The following is a 21,391-nucleotide window of genomic DNA, read 5'->3' on the forward strand; positions in this document are numbered from 1 at the left end:
ACCATCGCCAGCGCCTTGACAATCGAGCCGTGGGCGAGCGCGACGGACGAGACGAGACCGACGATCATCAGCGAAAAATACTCGGCCGCGCCGAATTGCAGCGCGATCGCCGTCAGCGGCGGAGCGAAGATGGCGACGAGGAACGTCGACACGGTGCCGGCAAAGAACGAGCCTATCGCCGCGATCGCGAGTGCCGCCCCGGCGCGGCCGTTCCTGGCCATCTGGTAGCCGTCGATCGCGGTGACGGCTGACGAGGATTCGCCGGGCATGTTGATGAGGATGGCGGTGGTCGATCCGCCATATTGCGCGCCGTAATAGATGCCGGCGAGCATGATCAGGGAGGAAACCGGGTCGCCGATCTGGAAGGTGATCGGCAACAGCATGGCGATGGTCGCGGTGGCGCCGATACCGGGCAGGACGCCGATCAGCGTGCCGAGAAGGACGCCGATCAGGCAGAAACCGAGGTTTGCCAGCGACGTGGCCGTCGAAAAGCCGAGCGCGAGGTTGTCGAGGAGTTCCATGTTCATCCTCTCACCATACCAGCCATGGAGGCAGCCACGGGCCGAAGCGCCGGAACGGCAGGCCGAGCGCATAGCTGAAGACGAGGAACGCAAACAGCGTCAGGCAAGCGGAGAGCACGAGCGCGGTCAGCGGCCTCATGCGGCCGCTGGCAAAGGATGCGATCAGCGCCGTCAGGAAGATCGAGGGGATGAAGCCGAGGCCGCGCACGGTCAGGCCGAAGAAGATCGGGGCAGGGAGGATGAACAGCATGCCGCGCCAGGCTATATGCCCGATCGGCTCGCTCTCGAAGCGCACCGCTTCGACGAGGATGACGGCGCCAAGCAGGATCAGCACGATCGCCAGGACCAGGGGGAAATAGCCCGGTCCCATGCGGAAGGCAGTGCCGATTTCGAGGCCGAGCGACTGCAGAGCGAAAAATCCGCCAAGAAAGATGAACAGCGCGGCGCATATGCCGTTGGTCGTGTCGATCGTGAAAGGTTTCATGACGTCCTCCCAGGCCCGCCGCGGGGCACGCTGATGCCGGTGTGAAAAACGGGGCGCTGGTGGCGCCCCGTTCAAAACCTTAGTCGGCGTACTGGCCGGCGGCTTCGATGATCGGCTTCCAGCGCGCGATCTCGCTTTCCAGCTTGGCCTTCAGCGCGGCCGGCGTCGCATCTGCGTCGGACGACGGCTTGGTGCCGAGCTCGGCGAAGCGGGCGACGACGTTCGGGTCCTTCAGCGCGACCTGAAGCGATTTCGACAGGCGCTCAGTGACCTCGGCCGGCGTGCCCTTGGGCGCGTAGAGGCCGTGCCAGATACCTACCTGCACCTCCGGGAGACCGGCTTCCGTCGTCGTCGGCAGATCGGGCAGCACATCGAGGCGTTCAGACGAGGTGACGGCGTAGGCCTTGATCGTGCCGCCCTGGATCTGCTTGGTGGTATTGGTTGTCTGGTCGCACATGATGTCGACCTGGCCGCCGAGAAGATCGGTCATGGCCGGGCCCGTGCCCTTGTAGGGCACGGTGACCAGCGGTGTGCCGATCGCGCTCATGAACAGCATGCCGCACAGATGCGAGGCCGCGCCTATGCCGGCATTGGCGACGGTGACGGTATCCTTGTTGGCCTTGGCGTAGTCGACCAGCCCCTTCAGATCGGTCGGCTCGAGGTCCTTGCGGCCGACGATGGTCATCGGCACATCGGTGACGAGGCCGACATATTCGAAGCCGTTCAGCGTGTCGTATGCGAGTTTTCGGTATAGCGTCGCGCTTGTCGCCATGCCGATGTGATGGAGGAGCAGCGTATAGCCGTCGGGATCGGCTTGCGCGACGCGGCCGGCGCCCAGCGTGCCGCCGGCACCGCCGACATTCTCGACGATGATCTGCTGGCCGAGATCCTTAGACATGGCTTCCGCGACGAGACGCGTGACCGTGTCGGTCGGGCCGCCGGCCGAAAACGGCACCACAACGGTGATGGTGCGTTCGGGATAGGTTTGCGCGCCCGCGGCGAACGGATAGAGCGTGACGGCTGCGGCTGCGGCCAGAGCGGCGGCGAACTTTCTCATCGTGATTTCCTCCCAGGATATGAATTCCCCACCGCTGCCTAGAGTTCCTCTCAACACGGCGTGGATGGAGCAATAACTAGCGCAGGCTAGCGGATTGCAATCGGGGTCAAACCGCAAACTGCGATTATGCACAGTCGGAGGCGCGTTGCGGGATGTCCAATGGTCGAAGTCTGATGTCTCCGCGCATAGCGAATACCGGGCGCGGACGCTCTCTGTGCCCTTTCCTCCCGGTCTATTCTAGTGCTCTCTCCGCACTCACCAGGCGGGAGTGGGAGTGGAGATCCGCTCGCCTGACGTCGACTTGCGAATGGCATGTTCGACGCCGCGGAGTTCGGCCAATCCTTTGAGCCGACCGATGGCCGGGTAGCCGGGCTGGGCCCCACGCGTCAGGTCGTCGAGGATATCCTGGCCATGGTCGGGGCGCATCGGGATGACTGCGTCCGGGCGCCCTTCCTTCTTGCGCCGCGCTTCCTCGTGGAATAGCGCCGCCACCACCGCCACCATGTCGGTGTCGCCGGCAAGATGCTCGTCCTCGTGGAACGAGCAGGGGATGCCGGCCGCTTCCTTGCGCACATTGCGCAGATGCGCGAAGTGGATTTTTGGCCCAATCCGCTCGATCATGCCGGGCAGATCATTATCCGGTCTTGCACCGAGCGATCCCGTGCACAGTGTCGCCCCGTTGGCCGGGCTGTCGACTGCGTCCAGAATGTACCGATAGTCGGCCTCGGTCGACATGACGCGCGGCAGGCCCAGCAGCGGAAACGGCGGATCATCAGGGTGGCAGCAGAGACGCAGGCCGAGGCGTTCGGCCATAGGCACGACCTCCGACAGGAAATCGACGAAATGCCGGCGCAGGGTTGTTGCGTCGATGCGGTCATAATTTGACAGTTGAGCCGCGAGACCGTCGAGAGACGTGCCTTCGGTCGAGCCGGGCAGACCGGAATTGACGCTTCTTGCCAGAACCTTGCGTGCAAAATCATCCATCTGCGCGTGTCGCCGCTCCGCCTCGGAGGCGATCTCCGGCGTGTAATCGCCGAGCGCCCCTTGGCGTTTCAGGATATGGATGTCGAATGCGGCGAAGTCGACCAGATTGAAGCGCATGGTGGTGCCGCCATGCGGCAGGCGCCAGGTGAGGTCGGTGCGGGTCCAGTCGAGCACGGGCATGAAATTGTAGCAGATGACCGAAATGCCGGCCTGCGCCAAGTTTTCCAGCGATGTCCTGTAGTTGGCTATATGGCTGCGCCACTCGCCGACCTGCGTCTTGATCGCTTCGGAAACCGGCAGGCTCTCGACGATCTCCCAGTTCAGATCGCTTGCGCTTCCATCCGGCAAAGATGCGACTTCGCGCTGGCGGTTTTGGATTTCGGCGGGCAGCCAGACGGCGCCGTAAGGAACGTGGTGAAGGGCTGAGACGATGCCTTGCGCACCAGCCTGACGCGCGTCCGCGATCGTCACCTTGTCGACTGGGCCGAACCAACGCCACACATGTCTCATTCGAATACTCCGTTAGAAAAGAATCGCCATGCGGCTAGCGACCGCGTTTCCCGTCGCGGTGACCGATCCGCTGCTCCTCTTTCATCGGCTGTTATCAGATTCCGATGCGTCTGACACCCTTCCTGCTCGGGCCTGTGCCGGCCAACGGCGATGCACCGATGCTGACCGGTCGACACGAATGGCGATGCCGGCATTGACCTGCATCAAAGAGCGTCAGCGAAATTCCTGGCTAGAGCAGCGCTTCGTATAGATCGCCGATCTTTTCAACTTCGAAATCCGCTGCCCTGCTCTTCAGGAGGGCAGCAGAAGTGGGGTGGTCCAGCATTTCGGCCATCGCCTTAGCCAGCGCCGCGGCATCGCCGACCGGCACCAAGGCGCCGAAACGCCCGTCATCCAGAATCTCGCGCGGGCCATGCGGCGCATCCGTGGAGACTACGGGGACACCTGCAGCCATGGCCTCGACCAGCACATTGCCAAAGCCCTCGCTCGTCGAGGAAAGAACGAACAGATCGGCTGCGGCATAACAGGCCGCGGGATCATTGACGTAGCCAGCAAAGAGCACATCCGCGCCTATGCCGAGTTCTTGGGCATAAGCGCGCAACTCGTCGGCCAGTGGACCTTCACCGAAGATGGCAAGTCGAACGCGGCGGTCGGCGCGCAGGATAGCGAAGGCCCGCAGCAAAGTCCGATGATCCTTGACCGGCACCAGTCGCCCAGCGGTGGCGATGACGGGGCCATCGCCGATCGCCGCCAACCTTGCCTGCCAGGCATAGGAATCTCCTTGGAGCGCCGCAGCCGGCGGCAGCGGGTTGTTGATGACGACAACCTTGGATTTGGGGAAGCCGCGGGCCGCAATATCGCGGCCGACGCCCACTGAGACGGCGATGGCTTTGGTTGCGCGCGCTGCAACCAGCGCGGAAAGCCAGACCGCTATTCTCGCGCCGAGGCTGCCGGAAGGCAGTGAGGCTGCCGCGTGGAAGCTCGGAAAGAACCTCGCTCGGCTTCGCGCCAGGAGAAGCGCCAGCGTCACGACCAGATTGGCAAATTCCGGGGCGCTATAGACCGCATGGGGACCAAGGCGGTTGAACAAACGTGCGCTTCGCACGATACCTTTCAGCGTCTCCCACTTGCCGTAGCCCTCGCCCCGGATAGGAAGGTCGAAATCGACCAGATGAACAGCAGGGGAGCGCAGCGCGGCGTTAGGTCCTTCCGCGTTCCAGGTAAAGAGTGTGACATCGTGCCCACGCGACGCCAATTCGTTTGCCATGAGGACGAAGACACGCTCGGCGCCGCCGCCCCTGAGACTGGCAATGTGAAAAACAATGCGCTTCGCCATGCCTGGATTCAGGCTTGGCTGACGCCAATGCCTGGTCGGTTCGGCGGCTGGCGCATGTCGCGCACGATGCCCATGGCTAAGGCGAGCAGCATGCCTAGAGCAAAGCCAGCGAAAGCTCCCAGGCCTGCCATCAGGGGGGTGCGGGGCGGCCACGAGCGCCCGTTTGGCGGCACTGCGGTGGAAATCACCTGCACGTTCGTGGTGTCGATCTGCTCGCGCTCGGTGATTTGGCGCGCGCGAGACAGGAAGCTTTCATAGATCGTCCTCCTTGAGGCGGCGTCCCGTTCAAGCTCACGTAGGGCGACCTGGGACTCGCTGTCGGTGAAAACATTGCTCTTCAGATCGTTCATCTTGGCGCTGAGGGAAGCCAATGAGGCGTTGGCCTTATCCAGACTGGCTTTTGCCGTGCCGACCGTGCGGGAGAACTCCGCCCTGAGTTGAGAACTGACGGTTTCGAATTCTGTCCTGAGCCTGACAATCGTCGGGTGGCGCGGACCAAAGGTCATGGACTGTGAATCGATTTGCTGCAGCAGGCCGTTTGCCTTGTCGCGCAGTGCTGCGAGTGCTGCCGAATCCGCCGGGTCAGGGTTGGCTCCATCGACACCGGACGCAACCAAGGCGTCGTAACTTGCCTGCGCAGCGATCACGCGCGATTGCGCCTCTCCAATTTCGCTATTGAGCTGCGTCATCGTCTGCGAACTGACAAGCTGGCCATTGCTGGAGGACAGGTTGTGGCTGCGCCTGTAGCTCTCGACCTTCTCTTCGGCCGCTTGCACGTCGCGCTTGAGTTGGCCGAGCCGGCCGTCAAGAGCAGCTGCGGCACGGTTGGCACCAGCAGCTTCGGCCTTGGCCAGTTCTTCCTGGAAAGCCTTCACTATGGCTTGCGAGATCAGGATCGCCTTGCCGGTGGTTTCCGCCGATACCGAGAGGGTCGTGACGAACGACGTTTCATCTGCAGTGACATCGACCCGCTCCGCCAGGCTCTTCTGGGCGACAAGCTTCGGATCGGACTTGCCGCCACTCGCTCCAACACCAGACGTGGAGGCACTCTGGTCCGGGTCGAAAAACTCCGGATCGTTGGCTAGACCGAGTTCGTCCACCACACGTGCAAGCACGTTGCCCGAGGTCAAGATGCGCTGCTTGCTGCGCGCGTTGAGAATTTGGCTATCGACCTGGCCCGGTTGCGAGTAGAGGTCGTTTTCCACAACCTGCAAATTGGCAGGATTGATGAGGATTTCCGTTGCAACGGTATAACGCTGTTTGCTCAGCAGCCCATAGGCGGCGCCGATGACGCCGCCGGCCACTGCCAGCACGCAGGCCACGGCGAGCCCGGCACGCAGCCAGACAAACAGGCGTCGAAAATCGAGCTCAAGGAAATCGCCGATCTTGTCAAGCGTCACCGTCGGGACAGGCTCGGGCGTGTGCGGAGTGACAGGGACGGAGGTGCGTGCCATGACTGGGGCATCCTGTTGCAGCCTTGCCCTGCTGGCGCGGCGCGCATTGGCGATCCGCTCAAGTGCGCTGATGTCGGAATCCGCCACAGAGGGAAGGGGTGTGTCGGAAGCGGCGGACATGGTGCTAACTCTGGTTATTCGCTATGCGGCCAGCACTACAGAAAGATCGTTAACATCTCATTTTCCAAGTTGGCATATTTTGCCTATTCACGCGCCGCGGCCGTTCGGCGATCCCTTGAATGGATCTCGTTGGTCAGAATGCCGTTTGAATACCGCCACTTGGATGGGACATGAGCTATCCCGCTGCCGCTTCGGAACGATTGATGTCCAGCCAGGCGCGCCGTCAGAACGCGCTGTCGGTTCTGTTCTTCCTATGCGCGGCGTTTGCGTTCCTGCTCCGCCTCACGGTGTCACCGCAGATTATGAACATGGTCGTCGACTATACGGCCGACGGTGGCTCATTCTACGAGAAACTGCATTTCGGCACCTATGCTATCTTTCTGCTGCTTCCTATCGTTCTTTTCAGCCGACCGTTCCTGCTGCAGGGTGACGAAATTGGAATATTCAAGGCTTTAATGCTCTATTCTGCGCTGATGTTCGCGCTGGTGCCGTATCTGTTCATCACCGGCCGTGCGGGCTCCTCCGGGTTCATCATCGATACTTATCTCGTGGCGGGCGCCGCGGGCCTGTTGATGCTGGCCTTGAACGCGGAAGTGCGGCGGGCGTTGGGCGACGTCGTGCTTGGAATGGTGATCCTCAGCGCTGTGCTCGGCACGATCGAAGCGGTGACTCAACATCGATTTATGCCTTACGGTCTCAACGAACTGCAATTCAGGCCAATCGGCCTATCGGCGCACCCGCTGGCACTAGGCGCGCTCTGCGCCACAGCCATCGGATTCGTACCGCTGACGCGCTGGCGCATATGGGTGCGGGTGGCATCGATTCTCGTGTTGCTCGTCGGTTGTGCTGCGTCAGGCGCCCGCGCCGCCCTGATGCTCGCTGCCGGAGAAACCCTCATTCTGCTGATGTTCGTGCCTTGGCCGCGCCTGACGCTAAAGCACCAGCGGCAGGCCAAGTCCGTCGTGCTGCTGTTCGCCCTGGCGGGCGGCGCAGCGCTGGTGGCCATACTGTTTTCGGGCGGGCTGCTGAATCGATTCGGCAACACGATCTTTGACGAGAATTTCATGGCGCGGGTGACGATCTACCAGATATTCGGACTTGTTAGCTGGAAAGACATCCTGTTTGGCATGAACGTCGACGCCCTCCTGGCGATCGTCAACGAGAAGCTGCATCTGCCCTATATCGAGAGCGCGCCGGTGGTCATCATCATGCTCTTCGGCTTGCCGATAGCCGTGCTCTTTATCGTGCTGGTATTCTGGTTCATTTTTCGGCTGCTGCGCGCGGCGCCGCTGCCGGCATGGATCGGCACCATGACGTTCCTGCTTGCTGCGCTGTCGAACAACGCGCTCTCGTCAAAAGCGCCGGATATCACGACTATCGTGGTGTTGCTGCTCGCCTATAGAAACGTGCCGTATAGAAATCAGCCTAAGAGCACATCTTCGACCGCTGTTGCATCCGAGCCGAAACTGGATCGGCTTGGATAAGGCAGGCTCCAGACGCGTCAGCCGGCGCTATCCACAACCTCGACATTGCCGGCGCGGTTAAGCGTGTGAATGCCGGCGCGGGCCCATGCCGGCCCCGGGCCGATCGGGTGGGGCGGCGCAAAACGGACATCGAAATCGTCAAGCCGATCCAGCCGCATCAACCCCAGGCCGCCGCCATAGGCTCTCGACCCGTTTTGTACCGGCAGCACCGGGGCGTCACCCCAGCGGATAAAGGCGCCACCGGGTCGAGCGGCCGAGTGATCGACGGCGACGGGGTTGAGCGCATGTCCAATCCACGGCCCGCGCAGCGAGCGCGCGGAATAGACCGTCATCGTATCCGACGCGCTGCCATAACCGAACCGCTCCGTCCCGAACAGCCAGAAGCGCCCATCCGATTCGAGCAGCGTGGCGTCATTGAAATCCTTGTCCGTCATCAGCACGGTGTCGCGTACCCAGCGATCTGGAAACTGCGCGGCACGGTAGAGCACGAGCTCGCGCGCCGCTCCACTTTCAGGGATCATGAAAATCTCGCCGGCGTGAGCGAACACCTGCGGATACGACAGATGGTGCGCTTCCTCCAACACAACCCTCGGCACACCGAAGGTGCCGTCGTCACCGAGCTCGGCGACAGAAATCACGCCGCGACCGGTGGCATAGGGAAATTCCTCGACAAACAGATAGTGGCGGCCATCCCGCTCGATGACGAATGGATCGGCGTAGAATCGCTGGCCGTCGTCCGGGAGGACGGTGAACGGCGTACCGTCGAGTTGCCCGGTTTCGGCGACACCTGGCCCGTCGATCAGCCGATAGGCAACCTGCCAATAGAAGGGGCGCCGTCCAAGTCTCAGTTTTTGCACGGCGCGATCGATCAACCCCCTGCAGAAAAAGGGCAGATAGTGCCGGACAAAACCGCCATTCCTCAGGATCGGCGCCGGGCTATCGGCGATTGGCACAAGTTCGCCCGCGGAAAAACGGGCGGCGCTTAGCGCAACCAACGAGATGGCCCCAGCCAGCAGATCGTTGCAGCTGCGAGACAGCCAGAGACGGTCGCTGAGCATTGGTCGCCCCCGGGCGACTGTGACGCCATCGAGGCGAACGGCAAGTTCGGGCAATCGCCCGCTTGCCAGCATTTCGGTCATACCAGCGGGGAAGATGCTGTGGCCGCAAAACTCGAGCGTCAGAACCGGCGTGCCGAGTCGTGCGGCAGTGCCGGTGAGATCGATCACGAGGTCGGCTGGACCGGAACCGCCAGACGGCAACGGGTCGGAGGGGCTTGCCAACGAGGGTCCGAAGCGCCGGCTCTCGATCGCCAGCACACTGTCCAGTCCGCGAGCGATCGGCGCAGGCGTCGGCGCGCGGCAGCTCGAAACCACGTGACCAGCTGCATTCAACCGCACCAGAAGCTCATTTTCCCAGCGCCGAGATCCAACGATGTGGCCGATAATTAAAATATTAGTCAATCGAATATGTTCTTTTTCAAGACTACTCTGCCAGGGTACCTATCGGGTTAGGCTTTCATAAGAGTTACCGGGGAGAACGCGGGCTTGGCTGTTAATCATATATTAAGATTTAAGGTCACGAAGGCGGCTTCTGCCGCTATTATAGCTCTTGTGGCGAATAATCAGCAGGTCGCGACGCCTTCTGGCGACCAGGATCAGCAATGAACGTCCTTTCACATCCAAAACTGCCGTCCAGGCAAAAACTGCTGATCGTGTTCGGCACGAGGCCGGAGGCGCTCAAATGCTTTCCGGTGGTGCGTGCCGCGCTTGCCCATCCAGGTTTTATTACCGAGACGTGCATCACCGGCCAACATCGCGAGATGGTCGACCAGGTCATCGAACTGACTGGCCTGCCGGTGCATCACGATCTCAACATCATGCAGCCCGGCCAGACATTGTTCGACGTGACCTCGCGCGTGCTGCTGGGCATGGCCGAAGTGCTGGAGAAGGCGAAGCCCGATATCGTCCTGGTGCAAGGCGACACGACCACGGCGATGACTGCGGCTCTGGCTGCCTTCTACAAGCGCATCCCGGTCGCCCATATCGAGGCAGGATTGCGCAGCCACGATATCAACTCTCCCTTTCCGGAGGAGCTGAACCGCAAGATCGCCGGCGACATCGCGACGTGGCATTTCGCGCCGACCATCCAGGCGCGCGACAATCTCATCGCCGAAGGAAAGGACGCTAGCACCATCTTCGTGACCGGGAATACGGTGATCGACACGCTGTTGCATTTTTCCGGCGCGATCGACGCCGACAAGTTGATGAGCGCGAAGCTCGCCACTCATTTTCCCTTCCTCGATCCCACCAAGAAAATGATCCTCGTCACCGGTCATCGCCGTGAGAATTTCGACGGCGGTATCCACCGTATCTGTGCGGCGCTGAAGCGATTGGCGGTGCGCGAGGACGTGCAGATCGTCTATCCTGTCCATCCCAATCCCAATGTGCGCTCGGTGGTCAATGCAGAACTAGGGGGCGTGCCGAACATCCATCTGGTCGATCCGCAGGATTATCTGCCGTTCCTGTTCCTCCAGAAGCAGAGCTATCTGGTGCTGACCGATAGCGGCGGCGTGCAGGAAGAAGCGCCTTCGCTCGGCAAGCCGGTGCTGGTGATGCGTGAGAATACCGAGCGACCCGAGGGGATCGCCGCAGGTACCGCCCGTCTCGTCGGCACCGATATCGAAAAAATCCTGTCCAATGCCAACAGCCTGCTCGACGATCAGGCCGCCTATCGCGGCATGGCGGAACGACACAACCCATATGGCGATGGCCGAGCCAGTAACCGGATCGTTGAGGAACTGCTGCATCATGGCTGAGATCAAGACCGTTTCCGTTATCGGCATGGGCTATATCGGCCTGCCGACCTGTGCCATTTTCGCCAGTCGTGGGCTCGACGTCATTGGCGTCGACGTCAACGAGTCCGTGGTCGAGAAGGTCAATCGCGGCGAAATCCACATCGTCGAGCCGGACCTTGATGGTTTGATCCAGAAGGTTGTGGCCAACGGCAAGCTCAGGGCTTTTAGCACGCCGCAGCCGGCGGACGCCTTTATCATCGCCGTGCCGACCCCGATGACCGAGGACCACAAGCCGGATGTGAGCTATGTGCTCGCGGCAGCACGAAGCATCGCCTCCGTGCTGAAGCGGGGAGACCTTGTGGTGCTGGAATCGACATCGCCGGTCGGCACGACGCGCATCATGACGGCACTGCTTTCCGAGCTGCGGCCCGATCTCAAATTTCCTCTCGTGCATGGCGAAGAGGCCGATGTCCTGGTCGCCTATTCGCCCGAGCGCGTGTTGCCGGGAAAGGTCCTTACCGAGCTGATCAACAACGATCGCTCGATCGGAGGACTGTCGCGCAAGTCGTCGGAACGGACTGCGGCACTCTATTCAACCTTTGTTGCCGGCGACCTGTTCACGACCAAGGCCGAAAGCGCGGAACTGGTGAAGCTGACCGAGAACGCGTTCCGCGACGTCAATATCGCCTTTGCCAACGAGCTTGCGGCGGTGTGCCAGGATCTATCGCTCAACGTCTGGGAGGTGATCGATCTCGCCAACCGGCATCCCCGCGTGAACATCCTCCAGCCGAGCCCGGGCGTTGGTGGCCACTGCATTGCGGTCGATCCGTATTTCATCATCGACGCCGCGCCTAACAGCACGCGGCTGATGGCTTCGGCACGCCGGATCAATTCCGAGCGTCCCTTGTCGGTGGTCAGGGATATCGAAGCCCTGCTCGACCCGTCCCGCAAGCAGACGATCGCCTGTCTTGGCCTCAGCTTCAAGGCCAATATCGACGACATGCGCGAGAGCCCGGCTGTCGAGGTGGTGAAGCTTTTGTCAGATATTCCCAACCTGAAGATCATCGCGGCTGAGCCCAACACACATAGGCTGCCGCATGAGCTCGAGGGCAAGGGCATCGTCTTCACCGATGCGCTTTCCGCCATCGACCAGTGCGATATCGTCGTCCTGCTGGTCGACCATCGGCAGTTCAATCTGGTTGATCCCGAAGCGCTCAAGGACAAGAAGCTCATCGACACGCGGGGTCTGTGGACCTGGCGCAAGGCACGCAAGCCCGACGCCCGCATCGAAGGCAAGAAATCAGCGATCGAGCATCTGGCACTTCCCGCAGGTGCAGAGGAGGCCGCATGAACGCGCACGACCCAGGATGGGCGCAGCATCGCCTGTTGGCGTCGCGTCGCCGGGAATTTCTCGGCGCCCCGATCCATGCGCTGACCATGGCCGAGACGCTGGCCATCGCCGATGAGGCGATGACCCTGCGGCGGCCGCTGCATCATGTGGTCGTGAACGTCGCCAAGCTTGTCAGCATGCGCAACAATACCGAGCTGCGGGAGGATGTTGCGACGGCGGATGTGATCAACGTCGACGGCAAGGGTGTGCTTTGGGGCGCGCGTCTTTGCGGTGTGGCGCTACCGGAGCGGGTAGCCGGCGTCGACATCATGATCAATCTGTTGAGCCTCTGCGCCAAGCGCGGCTTCAGGCCCTTCCTCCTGGGTGCCGAGCAATCCGTTCTCGATGCGGTTGAAAGGCGGCTTGCGAAGGATCATCCGAGCCTCGTCGTCGCCGGTATTCGCAATGGCTATTTCAAACCGGAAGACGAGGCCGGCATCGTCGAGGCGATCAACGCCTCGGGTGCCGACTGCCTGTTGGTGGCCATGCCGACGCCGCGCAAGGAGCGCTTTCTCAAACGCCATCGAGACGAACTCACTCCGAGTTTCGTCATGGGCGTGGGCGGCAGTTTCGACGTCTATGGCGGCAAGGTCGCCCGGGCGCCGAAGCTGATTCAAGCGGCCGGTCTCGAGTGGTTGTTTCGCGTGGCACAGGAGCCGCGACGCTTGTGGCGCCGCTATTATGATACCAACACTGCCTACGTGGGGCTGCTATGCCGGGAGTTCTGGGACCGTCGGGGGCGCCGAAAGGTCGATCTGTAAGCACCGGTTACCCCAAAAAATAGGGCACCGGCCCTGGGCTACAGCACCGGTCCGAAATCGGAACCACTTTTCCAGGACTACGATACGACGCGCGCCGTCGCAGGTTTATGCGAGTCGTAGCCGCGCCCGCAACTTAGCTGCGAATAGCATTGCGGCGGCGGGATAAAACAGCCACGTCAGCCCGAAGAAAACCACTGCGCCAGCGGTGCCGCCCGCGGCGAGCGAGAAGATGGCCGGCGCATCGCCGAGTACAGCGCTGGCAAGGCTGGCGGCCAGCCCCGTGCAGAGCGAGATGACGATCGAAATGCCGATGTCGCGCCATGGCACCGGCACCGGCGTCAGCCGTTCGCTGATGATGATGCAGGCAACAAGGCCGACCAGCGATCCGCCCGCCAGCGCCAAAGCAGCACCGACCTCCGCCATCGGCGGGATCAACAGCACAGACAGTGCGATTGTCGCCACCGAGCCGAAGGAATTGGCGATGATCAGCAGCCACGGCCGCTTGTGCGCGTGCACCACTGTGCCATAGACGAAGCTCGCGAGGTTGGCACACAGCACGCTGAAGGCGATGATCGGAAAGAGCAGGCCGAAACGGCCGTGATATTGCGGGGGCAGCAGGAGCTGCGTGATGTCGCTGCTGAGTGCGACCAGCATCGCTGCGACCGGCAGGCAAAGGCGGATCATCAAGGCCATCAATTGCGATAGCAGCCGGCCCGATGCCGCAGGCCCGTCGTCGTCGAACCGGCTGACCACCTCGGGAAAGGCGCCCATGTTGATCGAGTTGGCGACCATGTCGATCGGCTGACGGGCCAGTGCATAGGCCGCGGCGAAGATCGCCACGGCGCCGGCATCGTAATAGATCTTGAGGAATACGCGCTCTGCGCTGTGCAGGCCGAAGCCAACCAGCGCCATGATGACCAGGGGCACACCGAGGACGAAGAACTCCTTTTGGGTGAAGCGTGGCGGACCGGCAACGACACGTCGCGATGCCATTATGCCCGCCACGATGCCGGCGATTAAAACGCCGAGGCTCGAGCCGAGCGATACCGTCAGAAAGGAATCCTGAAACAGGACGACGGCGCCTATCGGCAGCGCGAGTTGCAGCACGGCGCGCAGGAACTCAAGCATCGAATAGACCGAATGACGCTGCTGCATCTGCAGCACCGTCAACGCGAAGCGGCCGATGGAACCGGCAATCAGGTAGCTGCAGACGGCGATCGCGAACTCGACCCAGCGCTCCGGCACGACCACTGCCGAGGCGACCACGGATATAATCAGCGCCAGCGCTGTGCTGGCAAGCAACACCCGCCCGGCCAGCATCAGGCTGCCGCGGCTGATGTCGCCTTTGCCGCCAAGCCTGAGCAACGCTATGCGCAGCCAGTTGGTAACGGCAACGTCGGTCATTTCGCCGACGGTCACCACCAGGGTCAGCAGGCCATACTCGGTCTGGTCGATCAACCGCGTCACGATGACCAGCAGGAGCAGCGCGGAGATCCGCGTCAGCAGGATCGCCGGGGCATAGATGAGCGTGGAGCGGAGCAGCAAAGGGTTTTCCCCGGAAATTCACCCTCGATTAACCGTCGACCGGCGGAAAATCCAGCGCGATGACGGCAAAGGGTGAACAGATTCAGTTTGAACTAACGGATTTGTCGTAAACCTAGTTTGAAACCTTTGCTTTGTAGTTCCGAAATGGAGTCATGTTGCAGCGTCTGGTTCACAATCGAAAAGTGCATGTCCTTGTCGCAACGCCCTCGGGCGTTTCGGGGCAGGGAGGCATCGACCGCATCATGGGGGCGCTGAAGCACGAGTTCGAGCGGCAGGAGATCGCCGACATCGATGTACGCTTCCTTGCCAGCCGCGGCCCGGGGCATGTCGGGCTTTCGATCTTCTACATGTTCGACTTTTGCTTGCGGATGCTCGCGGCGCGTTTGGCCAAGCGTGCCGATGTCATCCACATCAATATATCAGTCTCCGGCAGCACCTATCGCAAGATGGTGATCGCCGCCTGCGCACGGCTGCTGTCGATACCTTATGTCCTGCATTTGCACGGGGCGCAGTATGAGACATTCTGGAAAGACGATCGTGGTTTCATGAGCCGCCGCATCGAAGCTCTGTTCGAGCATGCCGGTCGGGTGATCGTCTTGGGCGGGCTTTGGCGCGACTTCGTCGCCAGCCGGGCACCGGGGGCGGCCGGCAATATTGTCATCGTTCCCAATGCCACCGCGGTTCCCACCTTGGCGCATGTCGGCGGCGGCGGCGATGCGCATATCCTGTTCCTTGGTCGCATCGGCGACCGCAAGGGCGTGCCGCAATTGATCGATGCGCTGCACCGGATGAAACCGATCGAGGGTTGGCGCGCCACGATCGCCGGCGATGGCGACGTCGAGGCGGCGCGGATGAGAACGGCCGAACTGAGCCTTGCCGAGCGCGTTACCTTTCCTGGCTGGGTCGGGCCTGACGAGGTCGCATCGCTGATCGCTTCGGCGGACATTCTGGTGCTGCCCTCCTTTGCCGAAAACCTGCCGGTCTCGGTCATCGAAGGCATGGCCGCAGGCCTCGCAGTGGTGACGACGCCTGTCGGCGCCGTGGAGGATATCATCACCAACGAGCAATCCGGATTGCTGGTGCCGCCCGGCGATGTTGCGGCGTTGACCGATGCGCTGACACGGCTGGTCGAAAATCCGGCATTGAGAGCCAGGCTTGGTGCTGCCGCGATGGCCGTGCATCGGGAACGGCTTGATCTCGCACCGTTTGTCGGCGCGATTTGCGACGTCTGGAGGTCGGTGGCGTTAAAGGCTCAATCGGTCAAGCACTGACGCTGTCGTATGCATGGACGCTTAGCGTGCGCGCCATGCTTGCGGAAGGTGACCTTATGACGAGCTGCTGAGGGTTGAGCGCGACATCGATCCCATTGGCGTCACTGCGGCGCTCCAAGCGCGAACTCGCGGTGGAATATCTCCAAATTCAACAGCGCCCATATCAGCTTTTCGTGGTCTGCGGCCCCCTTGGTGTGCTCCGAGACAATTTGATCAAGGTGTTTTGCGCTCAAATAGCTGCGAATGACGGACTGCGAGGAGCAAAGATGGTCGTGCACGTAGTTCCTCATCGAGCCGCGAAACCATTCGGCGACGGGCACCTTGAACCCGATCTTGCGGCGATTGAGAATTTCCTCAGGAAGCATGTTGGCCATACTGTTGCGCAAGATCAGCTTACCCTTCCGCCAACCCACCTTGTAGCGATCGGGCAATGTGCTGACGAACGCAACCAGATTGCGATCGAGGAATGGCATTCTTCCTTCGATTGAACCGGCCATCATCATCCGGTCGCCTCGTTCCAAGAGATTGTCGGGCAACCACGATGTCTGATCGAAAAACAGCGCGCGGCGAAGGTGGGACGCCGTCGCGCTTGAGGAGAACGGGAAGTTGTTGCGTCCACTGCGGCAATTGGCCGGCGCACCAATGAGGCGATGGTGTTCCCGTGCTGTCATGGCCCCAAACCAGGAGATCATCCGGGTGGCAAAGTCCCTTTCACCCGCGCTTCGGGCAAATGTATCGAACTTGGCCGTTGCGCCAGGCATCGCGCGTATCAAAGGGGCGAGGAGGTTGTTGTGGAGCAAGGCTGGAACCAGCGACCGGTAGATTCCAGCCAGTGATTCTGCGCGATGTTTGGGATACCCGCCGAGAATCTCGTCTGCCCCTTCCCCAGTGAGCACCATCTTGACGTCCTGCGAGGCCCGCTCCGACATCAGGTAAATTGGAATGTCCGAACTTTGTGAAACAGGCGCCCCCAAATGGCGAATCAACTTGGGCAGGTGGTCGATCAGGTCGTCCGCTTCAATGACCAGCTCGCAATGATCAGTCTTGAAATGATCGGCGACGCGTCGGGCGAATGGGAACTCACTGTAAGCCGGCTCGCTGAAACCGACCGAAAATGTACGAATGGGCTTGTCGCTGTGCTTGGTCATCAGGGCAACGATCGCCGACGAGTCGAGCCCTCCGGAGAGAAAGGCGCCAAAGGGTGCATCGCTGCGCATTCTAATCTCGACGGAATGGTCGAGCAGTTCCAGAAATCGTCGCTTGGCGGTTTCTTCGTCGATATCCTCGGTCAGATCGGTTTGATCTGGAGGCGTATAATAGCGCGTTTCCGTCACTGTCCCTTGCGACCAAACAGCATAGCTTCCGGGGTTGAGTTTGCGGATTTGTTTGAAAAGCGTGCGCGGTCCAGGCACATAACGCCAGCGCAGATACTCGTGGACAGCGTCCAAATCGAGCTGCTGCGCATCTGGCTGCGACGACAACAACGCATTGATCTCTGAGGCAAACGACAGCAATTTTCCGCTTTGCATGAGGTAAAGGGGCTTTTTGCCGAAGGGATCCCGGCCGAGGATCAATTCCTGCCTCTGAGCATCCCAGAGCGCGAAAGCGAACATGCCGCTCAATCGGTCAAACATGGACAAGTGCCACTGATCATAAGCTCTGAGCAGCACCTCAGTATCGGAGCGTGTTCGAAAATGATGACCGAGGCCGATCAGTTCCTGGCGCAGCTCGATATAGTTGTATATTTCGCCGTTGAAAATAATTCTGAGGCGGCCGTCGTCGACATGCATCGGCTGGTTAGAATCGGCATTTAGGTTAATAATCGCCAAGCGGCGATGCACCAATGCCAATTGGTTCTCGCCGGTGTTCAAGTCCAAGAACTCGGTACCTTCGGCATCGGGACCACGATGCCGCAATGCGTTAGACATTCTGGCGGCCCGATCTTGTGGATTCTCAACCCTCGGCCCTACCCAGCCGCCAATTCCACACATTTTCTTTCCCTTGGGCGAGCGCGTATTTGCGGCGCTATTTACGACGAATGTATTAAACACTTGGTTGCTGACAAACCGGATCGCGCGGAAAAAGGCCGCAAGTTGGTGCAGCTGAGCTTGATCGGTTCGATGAAGCTCTGCCCGTTCCGGATGAAGTGCCACCGGCGGTGCGGCCGGAGGCGGCAAGACGGTTTAACGAAGCCAGGCCGATCCCGATCCAGTGTGGCAGGGGTGAGGGTTGGCGTTGCCGCCCGGCTGGTTCACCCCCAAGAGGGTAACGGCAGCTATGGCAGGCCCAGGGCCCGCAGCATCTCGGAGTCCGGGACCGCAGGCCCTTCCTGCCGGATGACGGTCATTCCATAGGGATTGGAGAATTCCCAGATAGACCATGGGATCGCAAAGCGTTCCGCCTGCTGGCGCACCGCCTTGAGGTAGCGCAGACGGTCAGCGTCGAACGCGCCCATGCGGCCGTCCGCGGACATGAGGATGACGCCGAACTCGCCCATGAAGAGCCGTCGGCTTGGAATGCCATGGGCCTCGGCCCAGTCGACCGCCTGACGGAAGCTCGCCTCGAGTTGGCTTGGGCCCCAATTCTGCTCGAAATATCGGGCGATTGCTTCACGCGCCGCGACCATGTTCATCACCTGCTCGACCGGGCTCAAGCCGGCAGCGTCCATCTGCGCCTTAAGGGTTTCGGTCACCACTTCAGGCGTGCTGCTGTCGGCCGGCCAGGGAAGGCCCGAGGCGAAGGTGTTTGTCCCGTCGGACCGCTGATGCGTGAAGCTGTGCGGCTCATACATGTGGAAGCTGTAGTAGAGGTTCGGATCGTCAAAGCCCGGGGTGAGATTGACCAGTCCGGCAATGCTGCCGCCACAGGCGCCCGTTGCGACGATGGTGAGCTCGCTGCTGACTGCGCGGATATCGCGGATGGTGCCTGCCATGATCCGCTGCCAGTCATCGCTCCCGCTCGAATCGCAGGGGTAGTAGGCCGGCTCGTTATAAGGCTCGATGGCTACCTTGTCGGTGCCGATTTTGACCAGCATGGTGGCGACCGCCACGACCATTTCGCGATAGCTGGCAACGCCCCCGCTGTCGGCACCGTCATAGATCATCTCCATGCTGTAGGCCGGAACCTGGGTGACGCCGTGCAGGTCGAAAACCACCTTGAGGCCGGCCGACGTGACCCGCTCGACCGCGGCGGCAAGTATGTCCAGCGCCTGCTGCCGTTTGGCGCCCTCGCTGGCAAGCAGAGGGCCGGGGTCGACACTCAGCCGGACGAAGTCGAAACCCATCGATCGAATGCTTGCAAACGCCTCGCCATCACGCCAGTTGGCGAGCGGCCTATCTCCGGCGCGCCACTCCTTCTCGCTGCGATAGGGCGGCCAACGGTAGGATCCATCATCCTCTATCGGCGACCAGTTGAGCCATCCATGCACGCCAACGCCGCGCTGGAGCGGGATCGGCGCAGCGTTGGCGGCCATCGCCATGCCGAGCACCCACGCTGCAACACACGCAATCCTTCTCATCGCCACTCTCCGTATCATGGTCGGAGATATTAACCGCAGGATCGGAAAAGGAGGATTGCCGTCGCGCGGCTTTTCGACAGCATGGTATATAAGAATCGAAACCTTGGCGGAGCGCGTATGAGAATCGGCTGGTACATCAACCGGTTGCGCAGCATGGAGCCGGCCGAGGTGTTGCACCGGCTGGGCGAGCAGCGTCGAAGGATCGCTTCGCGCCGCCGCGACGACGGCTGGGAGCGTTATGCTTCGTCCCCGTTGCATCCGGTGCTGCTTGGGTGGCGCGAAGCTGCGCTGGCTGCGACGCCGGCACAACGGCAAGCCATAGCGGCGGCGGCGCAAAAAACGCTTGAGGGCCAGTTTTCCGCACTCGGGCGGACATGGCCGCCGCGCGACCGCGATCGGCTGTTTCCTCCCGAGCTTTGGCGCCTTGATCCGGTAACCGGCAGGCTTTGGCCGGGTCCCGAAAGCCATACTTTCGATATCGATTTTCGCGACGGCGGCGGCCGTGGCGATGTGAAATATGTTTGGGAGATCAACCGGCTGCAGCAGTTGCCGCCACTTGCCGCCCACCTGCTTCTCGCCGGCGACGATGAGTCCCGAATGGCCATCGAGGCGGCGATCGACAGTTGGCATTCAGCCAACCCCCCGTTTCGGGGGGGTGGCTGGGCTTCCGGCATCGAAGTCGCGCTGCGAGCCATCAGCCTGATTGTCACCCTGGACCTCGTCGGCGACCGACTGGGCGCGGCGACACGGCAGCAAGTGGGTGAAATCCTGGCGGCAAGCGCCTATTGGCTGCCGCGGTTTCCCTCCCGGTTTTCCTCCGCCAACAACCATCTCGTCGCAGAACTGGCTGGCGAGTATCTGATCGGCCTGGCGTTGGGGACCGAGGCCGACGCTGCACGCGGAGCCCTCCTGGCCGAGACGCGCAAGCAGATTCTCGCCGATGGCGCCGGTGCCGAGCAGACCCCGACCTACGCCGCCTTCACGGCCGAACTCATCTTGCTGTGCGCCGCTGCGGCACGCCAGGGCGGGGCGCCGTTTCCCTCGCCCGTCGAAGCGCGTCTGGCCGCATTTGCCAATTTCGTCGGCTGGCTCCCGCCAGCCGCCGGCTTTGGCGACAACGACGAAGGTCGCGTGCTGACGCTCGGGGACGAGCCGGGCTATGTCCAATCCGTCGCCGCCGCCATCCATGGTTTTCTGCGGATGCCGGGCGACGCGTCGAAGCCAGACGATTTTCGTGCGCTTTTCCTTGGCACGCCGTCCGAACCGGCACCGGTTCCACACGGGCTGCAAACGTTCACGCAAGGCGGGCTCTCCGTCTGGCGCGGCGAGATGAATGGCCGCAGCATCGATCTGACATTCGACCACGGCCCGCTCGGCTATCTCTCGATCGCGGCTCACGGCCATGCCGACGCGCTGTCGCTCACCTTGTGCATCGATGGCGAGCCGGTGCTGGTCGACCCCGGCACCTGGCTCTACGGCTCGGGGGGCGTCTGGCGCGACTGGTTCCGCTCGACACCGGCGCACAACACACTGAATATCGAGGGCAAAAGCCAAAGCATTATCGCCGGGGAGTTTAACTGGTCGCACAAGGCGGTTGCGACATTGATGGACAGCGAGCCGGGAACCCACTGGAAGCTGCGCGCCCGGCATGACGGGTATAAAAGCCGCTTCGGCGTCGTCCACCAGCGCACCGTGACGCAACAGGCCGACGGCATTCTCGTGGCCGACCAACTGCTCGGCGGCAGGCGCGTGGCCGAGGTCGTCTTCCAACTTGCAGCCGGCCTCAGTGCCAACCAACAAGCAAACACGGTCACGGTATTGCGTGGCGATGAGCCGCTGATGGCCATCCGGTTTCCTGACGCTGGGGTCGAAATCCGCGCCGGCGGCGACGCACCGGGGCAGGGCGGCTGGGTTTCACCGTGTTTTGGCGCCAGGCAGCCAGCCGAACGCATCGCCTGGCGTGGCGAAGTGGGCGAAGACGGAATCAAGATCCACCTCGCGCCAATCTCCCCGTCGCAAAGATAGCGACCGGCGCCGCAGCAGAACGGCCTATCCGTTGTTCCGGCCGTATTCGAGATTAATTACGTTCGGACATTTAGCGTTTTGTTACGGTTGATCTGCTAGTTTGGCGCAAATCCGGCATGCTTTGCTCGTTGCAGCCGC

At 61.6% G+C, this 21,391-nt stretch carries 16 protein-coding genes; 6 read left to right on the top strand and 10 right to left on the bottom strand.

The window, feature by feature from the left end:
- From EOC93_RS14750 to EOC93_RS14775, 6 genes are all read right to left on the bottom strand, one after another.
- On the bottom strand, window positions 1-521 hold a 521-nt coding region (locus EOC93_RS14750), incomplete at its 3' end, for a tripartite tricarboxylate transporter permease (RefSeq protein ID WP_206532241.1).
- Between the two features lie 10 nt (window positions 522-531).
- Window positions 532-1,005, bottom strand: a complete 474-nt coding sequence (locus tag EOC93_RS14755) for a tripartite tricarboxylate transporter TctB family protein (RefSeq protein ID WP_095489070.1) — start codon at window positions 1,003-1,005, stop codon at window positions 532-534.
- Between the two features lie 79 nt (window positions 1,006-1,084).
- Window positions 1,085-2,062 carry a tripartite tricarboxylate transporter substrate-binding protein gene (locus EOC93_RS14760; RefSeq protein ID WP_095489071.1) on the bottom strand — a complete coding sequence of 326 codons (978 nt, stop codon included), beginning with the start codon at window positions 2,060-2,062 and terminating at the stop codon, window positions 1,085-1,087.
- Window positions 2,063-2,317: 255 nt separating this feature from the next.
- Window positions 2,318-3,556, bottom strand: coding sequence for a mannonate dehydratase (uxuA, locus tag EOC93_RS14765; RefSeq protein WP_127204970.1), 1,239 nt, complete (start codon window positions 3,554-3,556; stop codon window positions 2,318-2,320).
- A 229-nt stretch (window positions 3,557-3,785) separates the two neighbouring features.
- Window positions 3,786-4,892, bottom strand: a complete 1,107-nt coding sequence (locus EOC93_RS14770; protein ID WP_127204971.1) for a glycosyltransferase — start codon at window positions 4,890-4,892, stop codon at window positions 3,786-3,788.
- An 8-nt stretch (window positions 4,893-4,900) separates the two neighbouring features.
- Window positions 4,901-6,346: a GumC family protein gene (locus EOC93_RS14775; RefSeq protein ID WP_245461461.1), complete on the bottom strand. Its 1,446-nt coding sequence runs from the start codon at window positions 6,344-6,346 to the stop codon at window positions 4,901-4,903.
- 323 nt (window positions 6,347-6,669) lie between these two features.
- Between EOC93_RS14775 and EOC93_RS14780 the strand changes: the two genes are divergently transcribed.
- Window positions 6,670-7,950, top strand: coding sequence for a VpsF family polysaccharide biosynthesis protein (locus tag EOC93_RS14780; protein WP_245330090.1), 1,281 nt, complete (start codon window positions 6,670-6,672; stop codon window positions 7,948-7,950).
- Between the two features lie 17 nt (window positions 7,951-7,967).
- Here EOC93_RS14780 and EOC93_RS14785 read toward each other — a convergent pair whose 3' ends face one another.
- On the bottom strand, window positions 7,968-9,347 hold the full coding sequence (locus EOC93_RS14785; RefSeq protein ID WP_127204973.1) for a hypothetical protein: 1,380 nt from the start codon (window positions 9,345-9,347) through the stop codon (window positions 7,968-7,970).
- A 263-nt stretch (window positions 9,348-9,610) separates the two neighbouring features.
- Between EOC93_RS14785 and wecB the strand changes: the two genes are divergently transcribed.
- The 3 genes from wecB to EOC93_RS14800 all read left to right on the top strand — a co-directional run bounded on the left by wecB (window position 9,611) and on the right by EOC93_RS14800 (window position 12,895).
- A complete protein-coding gene (gene wecB, locus EOC93_RS14790) occupies window positions 9,611-10,765 on the top strand; it encodes a UDP-N-acetylglucosamine 2-epimerase (non-hydrolyzing) (protein WP_127204974.1) in 1,155 nt (384 codons plus the stop codon).
- A complete protein-coding gene (gene wecC / locus EOC93_RS14795) occupies window positions 10,758-12,095 on the top strand; it encodes a UDP-N-acetyl-D-mannosamine dehydrogenase (protein ID WP_127204975.1) in 1,338 nt (445 codons plus the stop codon). The genes wecB and wecC overlap by 8 nt, the downstream gene beginning before the upstream one ends.
- Before the next feature lie 86 nt (window positions 12,096-12,181).
- Entirely contained in the window at window positions 12,182-12,895 is a 714-nt protein-coding gene (locus EOC93_RS14800) for a WecB/TagA/CpsF family glycosyltransferase (protein WP_245461462.1), read from the top strand.
- A 105-nt stretch (window positions 12,896-13,000) separates the two neighbouring features.
- Here the strand turns inward: EOC93_RS14800 and EOC93_RS14805 are convergent, their stop codons facing one another.
- Complete coding sequence (locus EOC93_RS14805) at window positions 13,001-14,440, bottom strand: polysaccharide biosynthesis C-terminal domain-containing protein (RefSeq protein ID WP_095489079.1); 1,440 nt, start codon at window positions 14,438-14,440, stop codon at window positions 13,001-13,003.
- A gap of 152 nt (window positions 14,441-14,592) precedes the next feature.
- On the opposite strand from EOC93_RS14805, the gene EOC93_RS14810 reads away from it, so the two are divergent.
- On the top strand, window positions 14,593-15,711 hold the full coding sequence (locus EOC93_RS14810; protein ID WP_095489080.1) for a glycosyltransferase family 4 protein: 1,119 nt from the start codon (window positions 14,593-14,595) through the stop codon (window positions 15,709-15,711).
- A gap of 101 nt (window positions 15,712-15,812) precedes the next feature.
- On the opposite strand, the gene asnB is transcribed toward EOC93_RS14810, so the two are convergent.
- Both asnB and EOC93_RS14820 read right to left on the bottom strand, forming a co-directional pair.
- Window positions 15,813-17,864 (bottom strand): asparagine synthase (glutamine-hydrolyzing), encoded by a 2,052-nt coding sequence (gene asnB, locus EOC93_RS14815; protein WP_245461463.1) that lies wholly within the window; start codon window positions 17,862-17,864, stop codon window positions 15,813-15,815.
- A 122-nt stretch (window positions 17,865-17,986) separates the two neighbouring features.
- Window positions 17,987-19,228, bottom strand: a complete 1,242-nt coding sequence (locus EOC93_RS14820; protein ID WP_095489081.1) for a cellulase family glycosylhydrolase — start codon at window positions 19,226-19,228, stop codon at window positions 17,987-17,989.
- Between the two features lie 117 nt (window positions 19,229-19,345).
- Between EOC93_RS14820 and EOC93_RS14825 the strand changes: the two genes are divergently transcribed.
- A complete protein-coding gene (locus EOC93_RS14825) occupies window positions 19,346-21,253 on the top strand; it encodes a heparinase II/III-family protein (RefSeq protein ID WP_095489082.1) in 1,908 nt (635 codons plus the stop codon).
- Window positions 21,254-21,391 lie beyond the last annotated feature (138 nt).

Origin of the sequence: Mesorhizobium sp. M6A.T.Ce.TU.002.03.1.1 (assembly GCF_003997275.1) — a bacterium.
GTDB lineage: Bacteria > Pseudomonadota > Alphaproteobacteria > Rhizobiales > Rhizobiaceae > Mesorhizobium > Mesorhizobium mediterraneum.

Bases quoted from the DNA above. Each gene is read 5' to 3' on its own strand.
- wecB (WP_127204974.1), top strand. From the start codon at position 9,611: ATGAACGTCCTTTCACATCCAAAACTGCCGTCCAGGCAAAAACTGCTG.
- uxuA (WP_127204970.1), bottom strand. From the start codon at position 3,556: ATGAGACATGTGTGGCGTTGGTTCGGCCCAGTCGACAAGGTGACGATC.
- EOC93_RS14780 (WP_245330090.1), top strand. From the start codon at position 6,670: ATGTCCAGCCAGGCGCGCCGTCAGAACGCGCTGTCGGTTCTGTTCTTC.
- EOC93_RS14810 (WP_095489080.1), top strand. From the start codon at position 14,593: ATGTTGCAGCGTCTGGTTCACAATCGAAAAGTGCATGTCCTTGTCGCA.
- EOC93_RS14760 (WP_095489071.1), bottom strand. From the start codon at position 2,062: ATGAGAAAGTTCGCCGCCGCTCTGGCCGCAGCCGCAGCCGTCACGCTC.
- EOC93_RS14775 (WP_245461461.1), bottom strand. From the start codon at position 6,346: ATGGCACGCACCTCCGTCCCTGTCACTCCGCACACGCCCGAGCCTGTC.
- EOC93_RS14770 (WP_127204971.1), bottom strand. From the start codon at position 4,892: ATGGCGAAGCGCATTGTTTTTCACATTGCCAGTCTCAGGGGCGGCGGC.
- wecC (WP_127204975.1), top strand. From the start codon at position 10,758: ATGGCTGAGATCAAGACCGTTTCCGTTATCGGCATGGGCTATATCGGC.
- EOC93_RS14800 (WP_245461462.1), top strand. From the start codon at position 12,182: ATGGCCGAGACGCTGGCCATCGCCGATGAGGCGATGACCCTGCGGCGG.
- EOC93_RS14820 (WP_095489081.1), bottom strand. From the start codon at position 19,228: ATGAGAAGGATTGCGTGTGTTGCAGCGTGGGTGCTCGGCATGGCGATG.
- EOC93_RS14825 (WP_095489082.1), top strand. From the start codon at position 19,346: ATGAGAATCGGCTGGTACATCAACCGGTTGCGCAGCATGGAGCCGGCC.
- EOC93_RS14755 (WP_095489070.1), bottom strand. From the start codon at position 1,005: ATGAAACCTTTCACGATCGACACGACCAACGGCATATGCGCCGCGCTG.